This window comes from Pseudomonas fildesensis, assembly GCF_001050345.1.
GTDB lineage: Bacteria > Pseudomonadota > Gammaproteobacteria > Pseudomonadales > Pseudomonadaceae > Aquipseudomonas > Aquipseudomonas fildesensis.
In genome coordinates this window covers 81,899-99,678 of record NZ_LFMW01000017.1, presented here as the reverse complement: position 1 = coordinate 99,678, position 17,780 = coordinate 81,899, and the positions used below count along the sequence as shown (strand labels likewise).

At 60.1% G+C, this 17,780-nt stretch carries 17 protein-coding genes; 11 read left to right on the top strand and 6 right to left on the bottom strand.

The window, feature by feature from the left end:
• Positions 1-68: 68 nt before the first annotated feature.
• Positions 69-959 (top strand): LysR family transcriptional regulator, encoded by an 891-nt coding sequence (locus ACR52_RS22465; protein WP_048729599.1) that lies wholly within the window; start codon positions 69-71, stop codon positions 957-959.
• 138 nt (positions 960-1,097) lie between these two features.
• On the opposite strand, the gene ACR52_RS22460 is transcribed toward ACR52_RS22465, so the two are convergent.
• Genes ACR52_RS22460 through ACR52_RS22450 form a run of 3 tightly spaced genes read right to left on the bottom strand, consistent with a single transcriptional unit; the run spans position 1,098 to position 4,125 of the window.
• A complete protein-coding gene (locus tag ACR52_RS22460; RefSeq protein WP_048729597.1) occupies positions 1,098-2,195 on the bottom strand; it encodes a DNA alkylation repair protein in 1,098 nt (365 codons plus the stop codon).
• Between the two features lie 14 nt (positions 2,196-2,209).
• Positions 2,210-3,556 carry a glutamine synthetase family protein gene (locus ACR52_RS22455; protein WP_048729595.1) on the bottom strand — a complete coding sequence of 449 codons (1,347 nt, stop codon included), beginning with the start codon at positions 3,554-3,556 and terminating at the stop codon, positions 2,210-2,212.
• Positions 3,557-3,567: 11 nt separating this feature from the next.
• Positions 3,568-4,125 carry a helix-turn-helix domain-containing protein gene (locus tag ACR52_RS22450; RefSeq protein WP_048729592.1) on the bottom strand — a complete coding sequence of 186 codons (558 nt, stop codon included), beginning with the start codon at positions 4,123-4,125 and terminating at the stop codon, positions 3,568-3,570.
• Here ACR52_RS22450 and ACR52_RS22445 point away from each other — a divergent pair.
• From ACR52_RS22445 to ACR52_RS22430, 4 genes are all read left to right on the top strand, one after another.
• Positions 4,124-4,540 (top strand): nuclear transport factor 2 family protein, encoded by a 417-nt coding sequence (locus ACR52_RS22445; protein ID WP_236692180.1) that lies wholly within the window; start codon positions 4,124-4,126, stop codon positions 4,538-4,540. The genes ACR52_RS22450 and ACR52_RS22445 overlap by 2 nt on opposite strands.
• A 460-nt stretch (positions 4,541-5,000) precedes the next feature.
• Positions 5,001-5,492: an REP-associated tyrosine transposase gene (locus tag ACR52_RS22440; protein WP_048729589.1), complete on the top strand. Its 492-nt coding sequence runs from the start codon at positions 5,001-5,003 to the stop codon at positions 5,490-5,492.
• A gap of 237 nt (positions 5,493-5,729) precedes the next feature.
• On the top strand, positions 5,730-6,038 hold the full coding sequence (locus tag ACR52_RS22435; protein WP_048729587.1) for an RcnB family protein: 309 nt from the start codon (positions 5,730-5,732) through the stop codon (positions 6,036-6,038).
• 89 nt (positions 6,039-6,127) lie between these two features.
• On the top strand, positions 6,128-7,321 hold the full coding sequence (locus ACR52_RS22430; RefSeq protein WP_048729585.1) for an MFS transporter: 1,194 nt from the start codon (positions 6,128-6,130) through the stop codon (positions 7,319-7,321).
• Here the strand turns inward: ACR52_RS22430 and ACR52_RS22425 are convergent.
• Together ACR52_RS22425 and ACR52_RS22420 are read right to left on the bottom strand one after the other, a co-directional pair.
• Complete coding sequence (locus ACR52_RS22425; protein WP_048729583.1) at positions 7,284-7,556, bottom strand: DUF1652 domain-containing protein; 273 nt, start codon at positions 7,554-7,556, stop codon at positions 7,284-7,286. The genes ACR52_RS22430 and ACR52_RS22425 overlap by 38 nt on opposite strands.
• A 130-nt stretch (positions 7,557-7,686) precedes the next feature.
• A complete protein-coding gene (locus ACR52_RS22420; protein WP_048729580.1) occupies positions 7,687-9,183 on the bottom strand; it encodes a PAS domain S-box protein in 1,497 nt (498 codons plus the stop codon).
• 196 nt (positions 9,184-9,379) lie between these two features.
• On the opposite strand from ACR52_RS22420, the gene ACR52_RS22415 reads away from it, so the two are divergent.
• Together ACR52_RS22415 and ACR52_RS22410 are read left to right on the top strand one after the other, a co-directional pair.
• Positions 9,380-10,348, top strand: a complete 969-nt coding sequence (locus ACR52_RS22415; RefSeq protein WP_048729579.1) for a hypothetical protein — start codon at positions 9,380-9,382, stop codon at positions 10,346-10,348.
• Between the two features lie 122 nt (positions 10,349-10,470).
• Positions 10,471-11,091, top strand: coding sequence for a transglycosylase SLT domain-containing protein (locus tag ACR52_RS22410; protein WP_048729578.1), 621 nt, complete (start codon positions 10,471-10,473; stop codon positions 11,089-11,091).
• 222 nt (positions 11,092-11,313) lie between these two features.
• Here ACR52_RS22410 and ACR52_RS22405 read toward each other — a convergent pair whose 3' ends face one another.
• The gene (locus tag ACR52_RS22405; protein ID WP_048729577.1) at positions 11,314-12,201 is read right to left on the bottom strand and encodes a nitrilase family protein; all 888 of its coding nucleotides are present in this window, start codon (positions 12,199-12,201) and stop codon (positions 11,314-11,316) included.
• Between the two features lie 346 nt (positions 12,202-12,547).
• On the opposite strand from ACR52_RS22405, the gene ACR52_RS22400 reads away from it, so the two are divergent.
• From ACR52_RS22400 to ACR52_RS22385, 4 genes are all read left to right on the top strand, one after another.
• Positions 12,548-12,892, top strand: a complete 345-nt coding sequence (locus ACR52_RS22400; protein WP_048729576.1) for an FKBP-type peptidyl-prolyl cis-trans isomerase — start codon at positions 12,548-12,550, stop codon at positions 12,890-12,892.
• 12 nt (positions 12,893-12,904) lie between these two features.
• On the top strand, positions 12,905-13,504 hold the full coding sequence (locus ACR52_RS22395; protein ID WP_048729575.1) for a GNAT family N-acetyltransferase: 600 nt from the start codon (positions 12,905-12,907) through the stop codon (positions 13,502-13,504).
• Between the two features lie 482 nt (positions 13,505-13,986).
• Positions 13,987-16,692: a magnesium-translocating P-type ATPase gene (gene mgtA / locus ACR52_RS22390; RefSeq protein ID WP_048729573.1), complete on the top strand. Its 2,706-nt coding sequence runs from the start codon at positions 13,987-13,989 to the stop codon at positions 16,690-16,692.
• A 192-nt stretch (positions 16,693-16,884) separates the two neighbouring features.
• On the top strand, positions 16,885-17,601 hold the full coding sequence (locus ACR52_RS22385; protein WP_048729570.1) for an MgtC/SapB family protein: 717 nt from the start codon (positions 16,885-16,887) through the stop codon (positions 17,599-17,601).
• Positions 17,602-17,780: the final 179 nt, after the last annotated feature.

Below are 17,780 nucleotides of genomic sequence, written 5' to 3'. Positions count from 1 at the left end.
TAAGCTCGCTCGCCACTAGTGCTCGGCCAGGCATTAGACGGTACTTATGTCCAAGGGAGGAACGCGACATGTTCGACTGGAATGATTTGCGGTTTTTTCTCGAGTTGCAGCGCAGCGGCCGCCTGCTCACCGCCGCGCAGCGCCTGAAGACCACGCACGCCACCGTGGCCCGGCATATTGAAGCCATCGAGAAAAGCCTCGGCACTGCGCTGTTTGTGCAGCACGCCCAGGGCTACGAACTGACGCCCTCCGGTGAAGCTTTGCTCAAACACGCCGAAGCCATGGAAAACGTCGCGCTATTGGCCGAAGACGAACTCACCCATTCCGCCGCGCCCCTGGGCAAGATTCGTCTGGGCGTGGCCGAAGGCTTGGGCGTGATGTTCCTCGCCAGCCGCATGGGCGGGCTGTTCGACCGCTATCCGGGGTTGGAAGTGGAACTGGTGGCCGTGCCGCGCTTCGTCAGCATCCTCAACCGCGAAGCGGAAATCAGCATCCACCTCGAACGCCCCAGCGTCGACCAACTGGTCACCCGCAAACTCACCGACTACCGCCTGGCCCTCTACGCCAGCCGGGCTTACCTGGCGCGCAACCCGCCCATCGAAAAGCGCGAAGACCTCGCCGCTCACTCATGGATCGATTACGTCGACGACCTGCTGTTCAGCCAGGAACTGAAGTTCCTCAGCAGCTTCTGCCGCAACCCCAAAGTGGTGTTCCACAGCACCAGCGTCATCGCCCAGCACCAGGCGGCGCGTTCCGGGCTGGGGATTGCCGTATTGCCGTGCTTCATGGCCGCCGGCGACCCGGAGCTGGTGCAGTTGCTGCCGGGGGAGGGGATTTCGCGCAGTTACTGGATCAGCTCGCGCAGGGAGTTGCACAAGTCAGTGCGCTTGCGGGTGTTGTGGGATTACGTGGTGGAGTTGTGCGCGCGGGAGCAAGCATTGCTGCTCGGTGAGCCCTGATTGAGGAAACCGAACTAAAAATGTGGTGCCAGGGCAGCCTTAGCGCTTCATTACTTAATGCACCTGCTCGGCACACGCTTTTGCTTTTGCAAGCATCCGGCCAAACGCCTCATAGAGCCTTTTATTTGATTGGCGTCATCAATTTTGCAATTCAAATTCGGCGCTGGCGAGCCTTTCACCGTTGATCAACACATGCACCACATGCCTGCCGGGATAGTGCTTGCGCGTGGTCAGCTCACGGATGTGTTGCTCGCGGCTGATGCGGTGCTGTTCGCCCGCGCCCAGGGTAAACGCCTTGAGCTTGAACACCTTCGCCGCGCTGTGGCCGGCGCTTTTTACATAATCGATGGCGTAGTCCACCACCAGCTTTTGCGCGGTGGCGGCGGTGGACTCCAGGCTGAACGACAGGTTGATCCGCTCGCCGAGTTTGATCACCGCCGGTGTGACGCTCAGGTGATGAATCTTCACCTCGGCCTTGGCCCCCGCACCCATGATCGTCAGCGCGCGGGTGTTGCCTTGCTTGATCAGGCTGCGCAGCGCATGGCGGGCGATCCAGGCGGTGTGGCGGTTGTCCAGGTTCCAGCCTTCGATCAAGGTGAGCACCCAGTCCGGGTGGTCCTTGGTGATGTCGTTGAGGTGGTTGGCCACGGACTTGCGCACATACAGGCTGCTGTCGGCCTTGAGGTTGTCGAGGATCGACGCGCACAGCTCGGGGTTGGCTTGTACTTCGGCCAGGCGAAACGACCACGGCAGGCGTGGCCGCGAACCTTCGCTGGCCAGGCGGCGCACGTGTTCGTTGTCATCCAGCGACCACTGTTGCATCACGGCGAGAGTGCGCTGGAAGTCATGCTGCAGGAAATGCCGGATGGCAAATTCCGCTGAACCAAACGTGGTGAAAAATTTCAGCGCGGCCATGGAGCGCTTGAAGTCACCCTGGCCATGACTCGCCACGTAATGCGGCAGGAACAGGCTGACAAACGCGCTATTCAGGCGCGGGGCGAGGGCATAAAGCAGCTTGAGCGTTTGCGGGTAATCCAGCGGGATCACCGCATGCAGGCTTTCACTGACCCGCGCCATGCGTTGCATCACCGATAACTCGGCCAGCCCGGCCTTGGCGTGCTTGAGAAACCCCTTGGCGTCGAATGCCGGGTACACCGCTGTCATTTCAGTGGCAATGTGTTGCAGGCGTTCGACGTTGAAGATTTCCTTGAGGGCCGGAGCGCTTTGGTCGGTCATCGGTGATTCCAGGGTTAGAGAAACCAGCGGTATTCCCGCGCGTTGATCTCTTGTTGAAAGGCCAGGTGATCCTGGCGTTTGTTCTCGCAGTACACGTCGACAAATTCCGCGCCCAGCTTATCGCGCAATACCGGTTGATGTTGCATGGCACGCACGGCGTCGAGCATTTCCACGGGGAAGTCGGTGCCGCTGCTGCGGTCGTCGTTCAGCGGCGCGATGGGTTCGCGCTTGGCGTCGAGACCATGTTCAAGGCCCACCAGAATGGCTGCCAACACTAAATAGGGGTTGGCATCGGCACTCGCCAGGCGGTGTTCGATGCGCAAGTTGCGCGGGTCAGATTCCGGGATGCGCACGCACGCGTCGCGGTCTTCAAAACCCCAGCTGGCTCGGGTCGCCGCGTTAACCGTGCCGCCCAGGCGGCGGAAGGCGTTGTGGTTCGGCGAGAAGATCGGCATGCAGTGCGGCAGCAATTCCAGGCAACCGGCCACGGCATGGCGCAGCGGTTGCTGCTGGTGCGCCGCCAGCAAATTATTGCCCGCGCCGTCGTACAGGCTGACATGCACATGCATACCGCTGCCGGGAAATTGCAGGTAGGGTTTGGCCATGAAACTGGCGCGGAAGCCGTGCTTGAGCGCCACGCCACGGGTGCTGCGGCAGAACAGGGCGGCCCAGTCGGCGGCGCGCAGGCCGTCGTCGAGGTGGCCGAAGTTGATCTCGAATTGGCCGGGGCCGAGTTCGGCGGTGATCACCGTGATGTCGATACCCTGGTTGTTGGCGGTTTGCGCGATGTCGTCCAGCACCTCGGAGAAGCGCGACAGCCGCTCGATATGCAGGTTGGGCTGGTCATCGGCGTCATCGCTCAGCGGGTCGCGGGCGAATTGCGGCAGGCCGTTGTCGAGTTTTTTATCAAACAGGTAGAACTCCAGTTCAAACGCCACCACCGGGTGAATGCCCTTGTCCTGCAGGCGCTCTAGGACTTTCGCCAACACTTCCCGAGGTTCGAATTCGATAGGTGCTTCGGTGCCGTCCGAGGTGATCAGCATCTGGCCCAACGGCTGGTTCTCCCAGCTCACCGGCTTGAGCGTGCCGGGCACCAGGCGGCGGTTGGCGTCCGGGTCGCCGTCGTTGAAGCAGTAGTCGCCGATCTTGAACAGACCACCCTGAGCCCCCAGCAACACGGCATTTTGCGGCAGCTTCAAGGGGCTGCCGGCGGCGACCTTTTCCAGCATCTCTACCGGGTAGCGTTTGCCGTAGAAGTGCCCGGGTATGTCCAGGGCAATCAGGTCGACGTAACGCACGTCGGGATGGTTCTGGCGAAAGGTCCGTACTTCGGCCAGCAACGTGGAGGAATGGCTTTTCACGGGTGTTGCTCCTAGTTGTAAACCCACAGCACGCGGGCGGGCAGATCGGTCAAGTTGGCGTAGCGGCAATGGGCGAAGCTGGCCAGGTGGAAGCTGTCGCCTTGGCCGAGGGTGACCGAATCGGCCTCGCCCTCCACCCACAACGTCAACTCGCCTTCGAGCACAAAACCTGCCTGTTCGGCGCGGTCACTCATGGCCTGTTCACCGCTGTTGGCGCCGGGTGCGAGCAGGCTGTCGAGCATCGAAAACGCGCCATTCATGCTGGGCGAGACCAGGATGTCGGTGATGCCATTGGCGTAATACACCGTGCGCCGTTCGTTGGGGCGCGTCACCCAGTCCACCGCCTTGGGCTTGGGCAGGCTGTAGAAATAGGTGGTGGGCACATCGAGGGCGTGGCTGATGGCGGTGAGGTCCGCCACGGTCGGGCGCGACAGGCCCCTTTCGACCTGGGACAGGAAACCCACCGAGCGCTCGATCTTTTGCGCCAATTGGGCGAGGGTGAGCTTCTTGTGCTTGCGCAGGTCGTGGATCAGGATCGCCAGGGCGTCGAGTTCTTCTTGCTGGTTCATGAAATTTATGTCGTTAAATTTCATGAAAAATTACAGTATTAATTTCACGGGGGCAATGGGGATGGAGCTGGAGCAGCTTTTATTCGGGCTGGAGGAGGAACTGCTGGAGGGCGCTACCCGGTCAGATGCGGTTCGGTTATCGCAGTTACTGGCGGATGATTTCGTTGAGTTTGGTGCCAGCGGGAATGTCTGGGGCTGCAAGGACGAGGTCATCGCCGGGCTGCAAGAGGAGGTGTTTTCTGTACGCCGTATGTCTGGATTTGCCGTCAAAGTGCTGGGTGAAGGCGTGGCGTTGGTGACTTACCGCTGCCATCGGGAAGGGGTTGGGGATTCGTTGCGCAGTTCAGTGTGGCGAGAGGAAAAGGGACGGTGGCGGATGGTGTTTCATCAAGGCACACCGGCTGCCGTTGTGTAGCACCCCCTGTGGCGAGGGAGCTTGCTGCCGCTGGGTAGCGAAGCTGCCCCAATCCAGTCACCGCGTTTGTTCAGGTAGTTCGTGGTGAAGGTTCTTGGGGCTGCTGCGCAGCCCAGCGGGAGCAAGCTCCCTCGCCATAGGGGAAGTGGCGACATATGGGGAAACTGTATCGAGCGGGATCAGCGGCGGTGGCTGCTGGGTTGAATGAATCATTTATTCGTATTCCATCAAGGCACACCGGCTGCCATTGTGTAGCCCCCCTTGTGGCGAGGGAGCTTGCTCCCGCTGGGCAGCGAAGCTGCCCCAATCCCGTCACCGTGTTTGTTCAGGTAGTTCGTGGTGAAGATTTTTGGGGCTGCTGCGCAGCCCAGCGGGAGCAAGCTCCCTCGCCACAGGGGGAAGTGGCGACATATGGGGAAACTGTATTGAGCGGGGTTATCGGCGATGGCTGCTAGGTTGAATGGATCACTTATTCATTCAAGGGAGCAAAGGATTGCTTCAAAAACCCAACTCGCATTTGTTACGTCGTGGTCGTTACTCTGAATCAGGCCGAGCCTATTTGGTGACCGCCGTGGTCTATCAGCGTCGCCCGGTATTTACCAGCTTCCATCTAGGCCGATTACTGGTTGCGGAACTCAAGCAGGCCCATGACCTCGAGCTGGTAAATTCCCTTGCCTGGGTCATCATGCCGGACCATTTTCACTGGCTGCTTGAGCTTCGAGACGCAACGTTGCCCCAGGTGATGAGGCGAGTGAAGTCGCGCAGCACATTGACCATTAATCGTGCCGGTCGCACGCAGGGTGCTTTTTGGCAGGGCGGTTACCATGATCGTGCGGCGCGCGCCGAGGAAGACTTGGTCCGGATCGCGCGTTACGTCATTGCCAACCCTCTGCGAGCTGGCTTGGTCGAGCATATCGGGGACTACCCGCTATGGGACGCAGCCTGGTTATAACGACAGGCCCCCCTGTGGCGAGGGAGCTTGCTGCCGCTGGGCAGCGAAGCTGCCCCAATCCAGTCACCGTGTTTGTTCAGGTAGTTCGTGGTGAAGGTTCTTGGGGCTGCTGCGCAGCCCAGCGGGAGCAAGCTCCCTCGCCACAGGGTTCGGTGCAAGGCTTGGGTTAGCCGGCTGAATGATTCCACGCGCCTGCGGTCCGAACCTGGGTACGCGCCATTAATTGAAGGAGCACCCATGAAATCCAAAACCCTCGCTGCCTGCCTGCTGGTCGCCGCCAGCCTGTCCACCGCCAGCTTTATCGTGCAGGCCGGTGATACTCCGCAAGAAACCGTGCAACCTTCAAACATCAACGCCCGCGACTTGAAAGAGGGCGACCGCGCCCCGGATATGCTGATGCGCAAGGAATCGGCCGTCAGCGACTGGAAAAAACGCGGCCTCAAGCAACCCGAGCAAGACAGCCAATGGGCACGGGTGGGCGACAAGTTTGTGCTGCTTAAAACCACCAATGGCACCATTCTCGAGATCACTCCGGTCAAGAAATAATCCGCCGGCAACGCCTGCTTTTTTCCAGGATCTTGCGTTAAGGTAACCGGCCGCAATGGTCGCGTTACCTTCCAGGAAAAGAGAGCAGGATGCTTGCCACAATAAGAAACTACCCCCGTGCCGTGAACCTGTTGCTGTCCGCCACGTTGATGCTGACGTTGGCCAAGGCCATCACCTTCCCGTACCTCGTTATCTACCTCACCCGTCACTTCGCCCTGGACATCAGCCAGGTCGGCCTGGTGATTGGCAGCTCGTTGATTGTGGGTTCGTTGCTCAGCGTGTACGGCGGGTTTCTGGTCGACCGCATCAACAGCTACCGGCTGTTGCTTGGGTTGAGCGTGCTGTTTGCGCTGGGCTTTATCGGGACGGTACTCGCGCAGAATATCTGGGCGTTCTACAGCTGCCTGATCCTGATCAACCTCGCCTATGCGGTGATCGACATCGCGGTCAAGGCCGGCTTCGCCAGCCTGCTGCCCGAAGAGGCGCGCAGTGAAGTATTTTCGATCAAGTACACCCTGACCAACATCGGCTATGCGGTGGGGCCGTGGTTTGGTGCGATGGTCGCCAAGCTGGATATCAGCCTGCCGTTCCTGCTGTCGGCGCTGTTGGGGGCGGGGTTTTTCCTGCTGTACTGGCGCTGGGGTGACCGCACGCTGGCCACTGTCGATGCCACGCAAAAGCCGGTGTCGTTTCTTGCTGTCGCCCGCGTGCTTCTGCGCGACCACCGCCTGGTGTGCTTCACCGTCGGCGGTTTGCTCAGCGCGGTGGTGTTCGGCCAGTTCACGGCCTACCTGTCGCAATACCTGGTGACTACCACCACCGCCGAATACACCTACACCGTGATCAGCGCAGTGCTCACCACCAACGCTGTGCTGGTGATCGCCTTGCAGTACGCGATCGGCCGGCGCATTTCCCACCGTCACTTGAGCCGCTGGCTGATCGTCGGCTTGAGCATGTTCATGTTGGGGTTGATCGGTTTCGCGCTGTCCACCAGCGTGCTGTGGTGGGTGCTGGCGATGGCGGTGTTTACGGTGGGGGAAATCATCGTGTTTCCGGCCGAGTACATGTTTATCGACCGGATTGCTCCGGACCACCTGCGGGGCATGTACTACGGGGCGCAGAATCTGTCCAACCTCGGCGCCGCCCTGGGGCCGGTGTTGTGCGGGCTGGTATTGGCCAGCCTGCCGGCTCACTACATGTTCTACATGCTGGGGGCGTTTATTGTCGCGGGCGGGGTGTTCTATTTCATTGGTTCGTCGTTGAAGGCAAGTCATCCAGCATGATCTTGCCCAGGTTGTTGCTTTGCAGCTCGTAGCGCAATTCGTCCATCATCTTTTCCACTTCTTGCGGGGTCTGCAACCGGTTGGTGCTGATCCCCGTCACCACCAGGTCGACACGGCCGGTGTCGGCATCGTAGACCTTGAGGGTCAGCGATGCGTCGCGGCACAAGGTGAATTCGCACGTCAGCGGCGACAGGCCTTCTTCGATGCAATTTCGCAGTTGAGAGAGGGTAAACATGTGGGTTCCTTCAAGGTGTCGTTGTGCGACGGCACAGTTTCAAAACCCTGTGCTTTCCCCTTGAAGGTTAAGGATTACCCTGCTGCGCTATAAGGCGAATTCGCACTAGCCGCACTAGTGCATTTGCACTTTATTTTTTGCTTTTTACCCGCAATTCCCCGGCGAACAGCCCGCGTTCACGCGCCCAAACGATCGCAGCACTGCGACTGTGCACCCCCAGCTTGGAGTACACCGTGGCCACGTGGTTACGCACGGTGTTGGGCGCCAGTTTCAGGCGCGAGGCGATTTCCTTGTCGGCCAGGCCTTCGCAGATCAAACCCAATACATCTCGCTCGCGAGAGGTGAGGTCGGTGAAGGCAATATTCGGCCGGTTGGGGCTGTTGACGCTCTTGGCGTTGGCCAGTTTTTCGATCAGTGTCTGGCTGAACCAGGAGGCGTCCTGCATCACTTCCTCGATGGCCGCCACCAGCTCCAGCTCCGAGCGTTTGCGTTCGGTGATGTTCATCAGCACGAGCAGGTAGCAGGGCACGTCCTGGATGATCACCGTGTCGGCGGAGACCACGCAGTCGATCACCTCGTTGCCTTTCTTGCGCACCTTGAGGTCCAGCCCGTCGAGGTTGCCGGCTTTTTCCAGGGTGGTGAACAGTTGCGCGGCGGCCGGCGGGCTGTCGATAAAGTCGATGTCTTCGATGGCTTTGCCGATCAGCTCTTCGCTGATGTAGCCGGTGATGTTCATGAACGCTTCGTTGACATCCACCACCTGCCGGTTGGTGGCGCTGCACACCAGGGTCGGCACCGGGGTCAGGCGGAACGATTTGGCGAAGCGCTCTTCACTCTGGCGCAGGGCGATTTCCGCCTTGCGCCGTGGCTCAAGGTCGGTGAAGGAAAACAGCATGCAGTCTTCCTCGTTCATGTCCAACGGCTGGCCGGCGACGATCACCAGTTTGCTGCCGCCTTCGGGCAGGCGCAGTTCGGCCTGCATCTGCGGGATGGTCGCGCCTTCGCCCAGGCGCTGGATGGCCAGGTCCTTGCGCTCGGCCTGTTCCAGCACATCGAGTTCATACACCGAGCGGCCGATGACCTGGTCGCGGTTGTAGCCGGTCATCTCCAGAAAGCCCTGGTTGACCTTGATGTAGCGCAGGTCGCTGAGGCGGCAGATCACGGCGGGCGCGGGGTTGGCGTTGAAGGTTTTTTCGAAGCGCAGTTCGGCGCTGGCCCACTCGGTGGCGTCGCTGAGGATCAACACCAGTAATTCCGGCTCACCGTGCGCATCGGTCAGCACCAGGCTGCGCAGGCGGTGCACCCAACGGCGGTGTTCGTCGTCAGTGGGCGTGACTTCCACCACCACATCGCTGAATTCTTCACCGGCCGCCACACGGCTGAGCGGGTAGTTGTCGAGCAGCAGCGGGTGGTTGTTGCGGTAGCGCAGGGCGAAGCGTTTGGCATATTCCTCGGTGTTGGCACCCAGCTGTTCGATCGCGCTGACCCCGTGCATGGTCAGCGCCGCTTCGTTGGCCCAGAGGATGGTCTGGTCGACCTCGGCCAATATCACGCCGTCGGACAGCCCGGAGATGATCTGCTGCAATTGGCGGCGGTTGGTTTCTTTGGCGAGGACGGCCTGGCTCATGGTTTCTCCCGGAAAAAAGCGCATAAAGCTACGACAGACGCCACTCAGGATAGTGCAAAGAAAATGCAGGGAGGGGAGTGCGAATGCACCAGTCAATCTGGTGCATTTGGGTTGCGACTGAGCGTATGTCTTTTCGCCACACTCACACCCATCAAGGCAAATGGCCTTGTTCCTATAACGTGTGAAGGACCTCTGTATGACCACTGTCTATGAAACCAATCGATCGTTGTTTCGTGTGTCCTGGAGCTCGGTATTGGCCGGTAGTGCAATCGCCCTGGTCACTTACCTGGTACTCAGTGTGCTAGGCACCGCCATTGGCGCCAGCGCCGTCAACCCGATGGAAGCCGGTAACCCGCTGAGCGGTTTCGGCACGGGCGCGGGTATCTGGCTGTTTGTCTCCACGCTCGTCGCCATCGGCGTCGGCGCCTTTGTGGCGGGCCGCACTGCACCGGATCGCGGCGGCCTGCACGGCGTGCTGACCTGGACCGTGACGACGTTGCTTACCACCTGGCTGCTGGCGGGTTTGGCTGCCAGCGTGGTCGGTACGGCCGGTAACGTGGTCGGCAAAGGCCTGTCGGCTGCTGGAAGCGGGATTGCCGCCGCCGCACCTGGAATTGGCAACAGCATCAAGCAGCAACTGAACGAGCAGGGCATCCAGCTGGACTGGAACAGCCTGCAAGGCCAGCTTGATACGCTGCTCAAGCAAAGCGGCAAGCCTGAGTTGGATCCGTCCAATGTCGAGCAAAAAACCGATCAGGCTGCGGCTGACGGCAAGCAATCGGCGACGGACGCAGCGACCCATCCTGCCCAAGCTGGCGATGAGCTGAAACAGTGGTTCGAACGCGTCAAAGCCTCAGGTGAACCAGCGTTGAACGCGGCTGACAAAGAAGCGCTGGTCAACATCGTTGCCGCCCGCACGGGCAAGAGCAAAGTGGAAGCCACTCAAATCGTCGACAACTACGCCCAGGCTTATCAGCAAGCCATGCAAAAGGTCGATGAGCTGAAACAGCAGGCTGAACAAAAGGCCCGTGAAGCCGGTGAAGTAGCGGCCAAGCAACTGTCGCGTGCTGCGTGGAGCACTTTGGCGATGCTGCTGTTGGGCGCGGCCTTGAGCTTCTTTGTAGGCCGTATCGCGCTGACTAACCGTCGGGTGCCGTTGGCTTGATAACCACACAGGGAAAGCGGCAGGGACGCCGCTTTCCTTGTTTTCACGGATGTCAGTGCTCCACCTTTTCGTGATACGCGTAAACTGCCGGCTTTTTACGCGTATCACGAAAAGGTGTTCTCTTGAGCGCAGGAAAAACCGTCGGCCTTTTGCTCCTAACCTCACTGCTGGTCGCGTGCGGCACTTCACCACCGCGCGCACCCAACGACCTCTGCAGTATTTTTCGCGAAAAGGACGACTGGTACGACGCCGCCAAGGTCACGCAAAAGCGTTGGGGTGTGCCGATCCAGGTACCGTTCGCCATCATCTACCAGGAGTCGGCTTTCCGGCAGGACGCCAAGGCCCCGCGCAAATACCTGCTGTGGATCATCCCCTGGGGCCGCGTCTCCACCGCCTCCGGCTATGCCCAGGCCAAGGACGAAGTGTGGAACGACTACCGCAAAAGCACCGGCCGCAGCGGCGCCAGTCGCGAGGACTTCGATGACGCCATCGACTTTGTCGGCTGGTACATGGACAAGACCTACACCGTCAATGGCGTCTACAAATACGACGCCTACGGCCAGTACCTGAACTACCACGAAGGCTGGGGCGGCTACCGCCAGCGCACCTACGCCGGCAAACCTTGGTTGCCGCCGGTGGCCAGCAAGGTGCAGGCGCGCTCGCAGCTGTATGCGCAGCAATATGCGGGGTGCAAGGATGATTTGGGGCGGGGGTTTTGGAGTCGGTTTTGGCGGTGGTTGTGATGAGTGGCGTAAACACGCCGGCTGTGGCGAGTGGGATTCATGTGGCGAGCGGGCTTGCCCGCGTTGGGATGCGAAGCAGCCCCAAACCAGACGCCTCAAATGGGCTGACACACTGCGGTGACTTTAATGGGGCTGCTTCGCATCCCAACGCGGGCAAGCCCGCTCGCCACAACAAGCCAGCTCGCTACAAGGAGCCCGCTAGCCACAAGGGGAACGTGAGACTTAGCGCGGCAACGCGCAATGCTGGGTGTACCCAAGTATCTGATCATAAAGATCTACGCGCCGATCCCTCAGAAGGTCATTGAGGTTGTTCCAGATCGGCGCACTGCGTGCGCTGCTGAGGTCGATATCGGCAAACAGGATTTCCTGCCGGTTGGCCGACGCCACCTTGCCGATCGGCCAGCCATTGGTTCCGGCAATCAACGAACACCCCAAGTAACGCGCATTGCGTTCTTCACCGATTCGGCTGGCGGCGGCAATAAACACGTTATTAACGTGTGCAGCCGTCATCGTCAGGTAAGACGCCATGCACTTGCCGGCTTCGTCGAACAGCGGCGCAGGCGTCCAGACCCAGTTGTTCAGGCTGCAAATGATATCGGCGCCCTGCTGGCTGAGAATGCGCGGTACTTCGGGGAACCAGATGTCCCAGCAAATCAGCATGCCAATACGCCCGATGGGTGTATCGAAGACTGGAAAACCGGTGTCTCCCGGCGTGAACCACAGCTTCTCCAGGTTCCAGAGATGGGCTTTGCGGTACTTGCCGATAAAGCCGTTCGGGCCCACCAGAACGGCGGTGTTGAACAATCGCACACCGTCGATTTCGTTCACACCCGCCGCCAGGTACACCCGGTGCCGGCAGGCGAAGTCGATCCATGCTCGAACGCTCCGACCGCTCGGAACCGCTTCGGCGTGATCGAAAGCGTCTTGGCGGCTGGCAAAAAAATAGCCGCAGTTTGAAAGCTCGGGCAGTACGATCAAATTGGCGCCGCCGTTTGCGGCCTCGGTTGCCAGCTCCAGGCTACGTTGCAGGTTTGCGGTGCGATGATCCGTACCGACCTGTGGATCGAATTGAATGACAGAAACACGTACAGGGCTTGTGGCTTGGTTCATTGGGGGTGACCTCTTTGGTGGATGCGACTGGTGTGGTTGGCTGTCCATAAGAGGTGACGGAGCGGGAGATGGTAAATCGGGTGCTTCCGGTTGAGTTGTCAGTTGGCTCCTGAAAATCGGTTGAGTTTATTGATGATCGTTCCCACGCTCTGCGTGGGAATGCAGCCCGTGACGCTCCGCGTCACCCTTGCGCCAGACTCGAAGCTTGCTTAGACAGCCGGACGCGGAGCGTCCCAGGATGCATTCCCACGCGGAGCATGGGAACGATCAGTGGTGAGTCTGAGGCTTGCCAAACCCACCCGATTCTGGGAAAACCTCACCCTTTGCGCCTCCAGCGAGACCAGCCATGAGCCAAGACGAACTCCAGATCACCGACATCAAAACGGGCACCGGCAAAACCGTAGTCAAAGGCGCGCTGATCACCACCCAATACACCGGCACCCTGGAAGACGGCACGGTGTTTGATTCCTCCTGGGATCGGGGCAAGCCGTTCCAGTGTGTGATCGGCACCGGGCGGGTGATCAAGGGTTGGGATCAGGGTTTGATGGGCATGCAGGTCGGCGGTGTTCGCACGTTGTTTGTGCCGGCGCACCTGGCGTATGGCGAGCGCTCAATGGGCGCGCATATCGAGCCCAACAGCAATCTGCGCTTTGAGATTGAGTTGTTGGAAGTGCTGACGCGGGATGATTGAGGCTAAGTAAACATGGACGTTGAGAATCAGGCCCTGCCTGGCTGCGCCATCGAGGGCATTCGCGTGGTTGAACTGCTTGGCCATGATGAGGCTGAGCTGCAGCGTTTCTTCGAGCGGGCGCCGGATTACTTCATTGCGGTCAACGGCGAGCCCGCCACACCCACCGAGGCGCACGAAGAATTGCAGGGCCAGTTGCCGCCGGGCTGGCGTTGCCGCCGGATGTATTGGCTGGGTTATCGCGATGCTGAAGATCAACTGGTCGCGGTGGTGAATATCGCGGCGGACTTGCTGGCGGACGGTGTGTGGCACATCGGACTGCTGCTGGTGGATACGCGCCTGCATGGCAGCGGGCTTGCGCAGCGATTGCATGTGGACCTTGAGGCTTGGGCTGTGGAGAACGGCGCCCAGTGGTTACGGCTGACGGTCGTCGTTGGCAATACCAGGGCTGAGCGTTTCTGGCCCAAGCTTGGTTATGTGCCGGTGCGTACGCGTGACGGGATCATGATGGGGCGGCAGGTGAATACAGTGTCGATTCAGGTCAAGGCGCTGGCCGGTGGGCAGGTTGATGAGTACCTGGAATGGGTGGGGCGCGATCGACCCGGTACGCCGTAATAACTAATGTACGCCCGCTCCCACATTTGATCTTCGGCGGGTTCAAGATAGTGGGTTCCTGAACCCATCCTGAAGAATCTTCTTATTCCCCATGCGGAAACTTTCCTACGGTTTACTCTCCTGTAATCGGGGCGTAAGCTTCGCGCGTTTTCATCAATAGCGGAGACCCTCAGTGGGTACTTGTTCGAGTGACAGTTGTCGGCAGGTTGTGGTAACCGGCACATACTTGGCAAGATAGCGCGCATTTTTCCGATGCCGTTGTCTCGCCACCTAGCGAGAAGCGGCATCCCGGTAGCGGCCAGTCCTGGCGTTGCCTTGATCCTCTCTCATCGACGCTGACCAGCACCTGACCAACCTCAGGATGCTACGGACGCGCCTGCCTGTTACGGCGGGCGGGCCAGGCCGGCTGTGCCTGTTTAACGGGCGCGGCGCGGATGGACAGTACCTGCTCGACGGTTTTTTCCTCGCGCAGGAGTAACACCATGAACCTCACTCTGTTGAAAGAGTTTTTTGCCGGCTTCCTGCGGACCCGGCACATCGCCCGGCATTTCCGTCGGCTGGCGATGCTCGAGACTGTGACCGACGCCAGCGTCAGCCGCGAAGTACCGCCGACCCTGGCGCAAACCCTGGTGGTCGCGGCCAACAGCAGCGCGGTGCAGTTGCTCGGCACGCTGGGCAGCCATGCCGAGGGCTTGAACACCGAGGACGCCGACGCCCTGCGTGTTCAATACGGCCTCAATGAAGTCGAGCACGAGCAGCCGTTGCCGTGGTGGGTGCACCTGTGGCACTGCTACAAAAACCCGTTCAACCTGCTGCTGACCTTGCTGGCGGTGATCTCTTGGCTGACCGAAGACATGAAGGCCGCCACGGTGATTTTCTCCATGGTGGTGCTGTCGACCCTGCTGCGTTTCTGGCAGGAAGCCAAGTCGAACAAGGCCGCCGACGCCTTGAAAGCCATGGTGAGCAACACCGCCACGGTGCTGCGTCGCGATGAAGCCAAGCGCATTGAACTGCCGATCAAGCAACTGGTGCCGGGCGACCTGATCGTGCTGTCGGCCGGTGACATGATCCCCGCCGACTGCCGCGTGCTCAGCGCCAAGGACTTGTTTGTCAGCCAGGCGGCGATGACCGGCGAATCGATGCCGGTAGAGAAATTCGCCCAGCAGCAGGACGCCAAGACCCGTAACCCCCTGGACCTGGAAAACATCCTGTTCATGGGCACCAACGTGGTGTCCGGCGCCGCCACCGCCGTGATCCTGACCACAGGCAACAGCACCTATTTCGGCGCGCTGGCGCAGCGTGTGACTGCGACGGACCGCACGACCACCTCGTTCCAGCATGGCGTGAACAAAGTCAGCTGGTTGCTGATCCGCTTCATGTTTGTGATGGCGCCACTGGTGTTGTTTATCAACGGTTTCACCAAGGGTGACTGGACCGAAGCGCTGCTGTTTGCGCTGTCGATTGCCGTGGGCCTGACCCCGGAAATGCTGCCGATGATCGTCACCTCTACCCTGGCCAAGGGCGCGGTGTTTCTCTCGCGCAAAAAAGTCATCGTCAAGCGTTTGGACGCGATCCAGAACTTCGGCGCCATGGACGTGCTGTGCACCGACAAGACCGGCACCCTGACCCAGGACAAGATTTTCCTGGCGCGCCATGTGGACGTGTGGGGCGAAGAGTCTGACGACGTGTTGGAAATGGCCTACCTCAACAGCTACTACCAGACCGGCCTGAAAAACCTGCTGGACGTGGCGGTGCTGGAGCATGTGGAGGTGCATCGCGAGCTGAAAGTCGGCACTGCGTTCCACAAGGTCGATGAGATCCCGTTCGACTTCAATCGCCGCCGTATGTCGGTGGTGGTGGCCGAGCAGGGCCAGCCGCACCTGTTGATCTGCAAGGGCGCGGTGGAAGAGATTCTGTCGGTGTGCAACAACGTGCGTCATGGCAACGTCAACGAAGCGCTGACCGAAGAGCTGCTGACGCGCATTCGCGAGGTCACTGCGGCGTTCAACGAAGAAGGCCTGCGCGTGGTGGCGGTGGCCGCACAACCGATGGCGCCGGGACGAGATACCTACAGCCTGGCGGATGAAAAGAACCTGACGCTGATCGGCTACGTCGCCTTTCTCGACCCGCCCAAGGAAAGCACCGCGCCTGCACTGAAAGCGCTGAAAGCCCATGGCGTCGCAGTAAAAGTGCTGACCGGTGACAACGAGCTGGTCACCGCGAAGATCTGCCGCGAAGTGGGCCTGGAGCAACAAGGCTTGCTGATGGGCAACGACATCGAGGGCATGACCGACGCCGAGCTGGCCAAGGCCGTGGAAACCACCAACGTGTTTGCCAAGCTGACGCCGTCCCACAAGGAACGCATCGTGCGCCTGCTCAAGGCCAACGGGCATGTGGTGGGGTTTATGGGCGACGGCATCAACGACGCACCGGCGCTGCGCACGGCGGATATCGGTATTTCGGTAGACAGCGCCGTGGACATCGCCAAGGAAGCGGCCGACATCATTCTGTTGGAAAAGAGCCTGATGATCCTGGAGGAGGGCGTGCTGGAAGGCCGGCGCACCTTCGCCAATATGCTCAAGTACATCAAGATGACGGCCAGCTCCAACTTCGGCAACGTCTTCTCGGTGTTGGTGGCCAGTGCGTTTATCCCGTTCCTGCCGATGCTGCCGATGCACTTGCTGGTGCAAAACCTGCTCTACGATATTTCCCAGATAGCCATTCCGTTCGATAACGTCGACGAGGAAATGCTCAGCAAACCGCAACGCTGGCAACCGGGAGATGTAGGGCGCTTCATGCTGTTTTTCGGGCCGATCAGTTCGATCTTTGACATCACCACGTTTGCACTCATGTGGTATGTCTTTGATGCCAACACCCCGGACCACCAGACCCTGTTCCAGTCGGGCTGGTTCGTGGTGGGGTTGCTGACCCAGACGCTGATCGTGCACATGATCCGCACCCCGAAAATCCCGTTCCTGCAAAGCCGTGCGGCAATGCCGTTGATGGTGATGACTGGCGTGATCATGGCCGTGGGGATTTTCCTGCCGATGGGACCGCTGGCGCACTACTTCAAATTGCAAGCGCTGCCGTCGCTGTACTTTGTGTTCCTGCCGGTGATTCTGCTGGCGTACATGGCGCTGACCCAGGCGGTGAAGGGCTACTACATTCGTAAATTTGGCTGGCAGTAAATTAACAGAACACTCTTGTGCTCCTGTGGCGAGCGAGCTTGCTCGCGTTGGGCCGCGAAGCGGCCCCTCCTCAGGGCACGGTGTTATCCAGATACAACGTCTTGGCCGGTTTTGGGGCGGCTTCGCAGCCCAACGCGAGCAAGCTCGCTCGCCACAAGGGGCGGCTGCGCTTCAAGGCTAAAGGGATTTCCTATGCAAGCAATCAACAACATCAACCTCGATTCCCTGATCGATACCCTCGTCAGCCTCACCGCCGCGTTCATCCTCGGCGGCTTGATCGGCTTCGAGCGCCAGTACCGCCAGCGCACGGCGGGCTTGCGCACCAACGTGCTGGTGGCGGTGGGTGCGGCGATTTTTGTCGACATGGCCAACCGCCTGGGGGGTGCCGAAGGCGCGGTGCGGGTGGTCGCCTATGTGGTGTCGGGCATCGGCTTTCTCGGTGCCGGCGTGATCATGCGTGAAGAAGGCAATGTACGCGGGCTCAACACGGCCGCCACCTTGTGGGCATCGGCGGCGGTGGGGGCGTGCGCGGGCGCCGACCTGATCCTCGAAGCGCTACTGGGTACGCTGTTTGTGCTGGCGGCCAATACGCTGCTGCGGCCTATCGTAAATAACATCAACCGCCAGCCTATGGATGTGGTGTCGGCCGAAGTGACTAACATCCTTTACGTCATCGCGCGGCGCAGCCAGCAACAGGCCGTGATGGTCTTGCTGGAAGCCGAGTTGGCGCGCTGCAACTACCCGGCCAGCGATGTTGATGTGCGGCCGTTTGGCAGCGAAGAAGTGGAAATCGAGGCCACGTTGGCCGCGACCTCGGTCGACGGCGATGAGCTGGATGCACTGGTGGCGCGCATCTCTACTTCGACCCTGGTGGTACAGGCCTTCTGGAGCCCGAGTACCACCGACTGAATCCCCCGCGCCAGGCATAGTCAATCTCAGGATTGGCTATGCTTGTGCGAGGAAAAGTCCTACACGCAGTCAGGACTATCCCTTCATTTCATACATCACTCCATTGCTAAGGTTGCGCGCTTGCCGCTGGCCTTCAGCAACGGTACGGCTTCACGTGTTTGTGGTGTTTTCAATCGAAG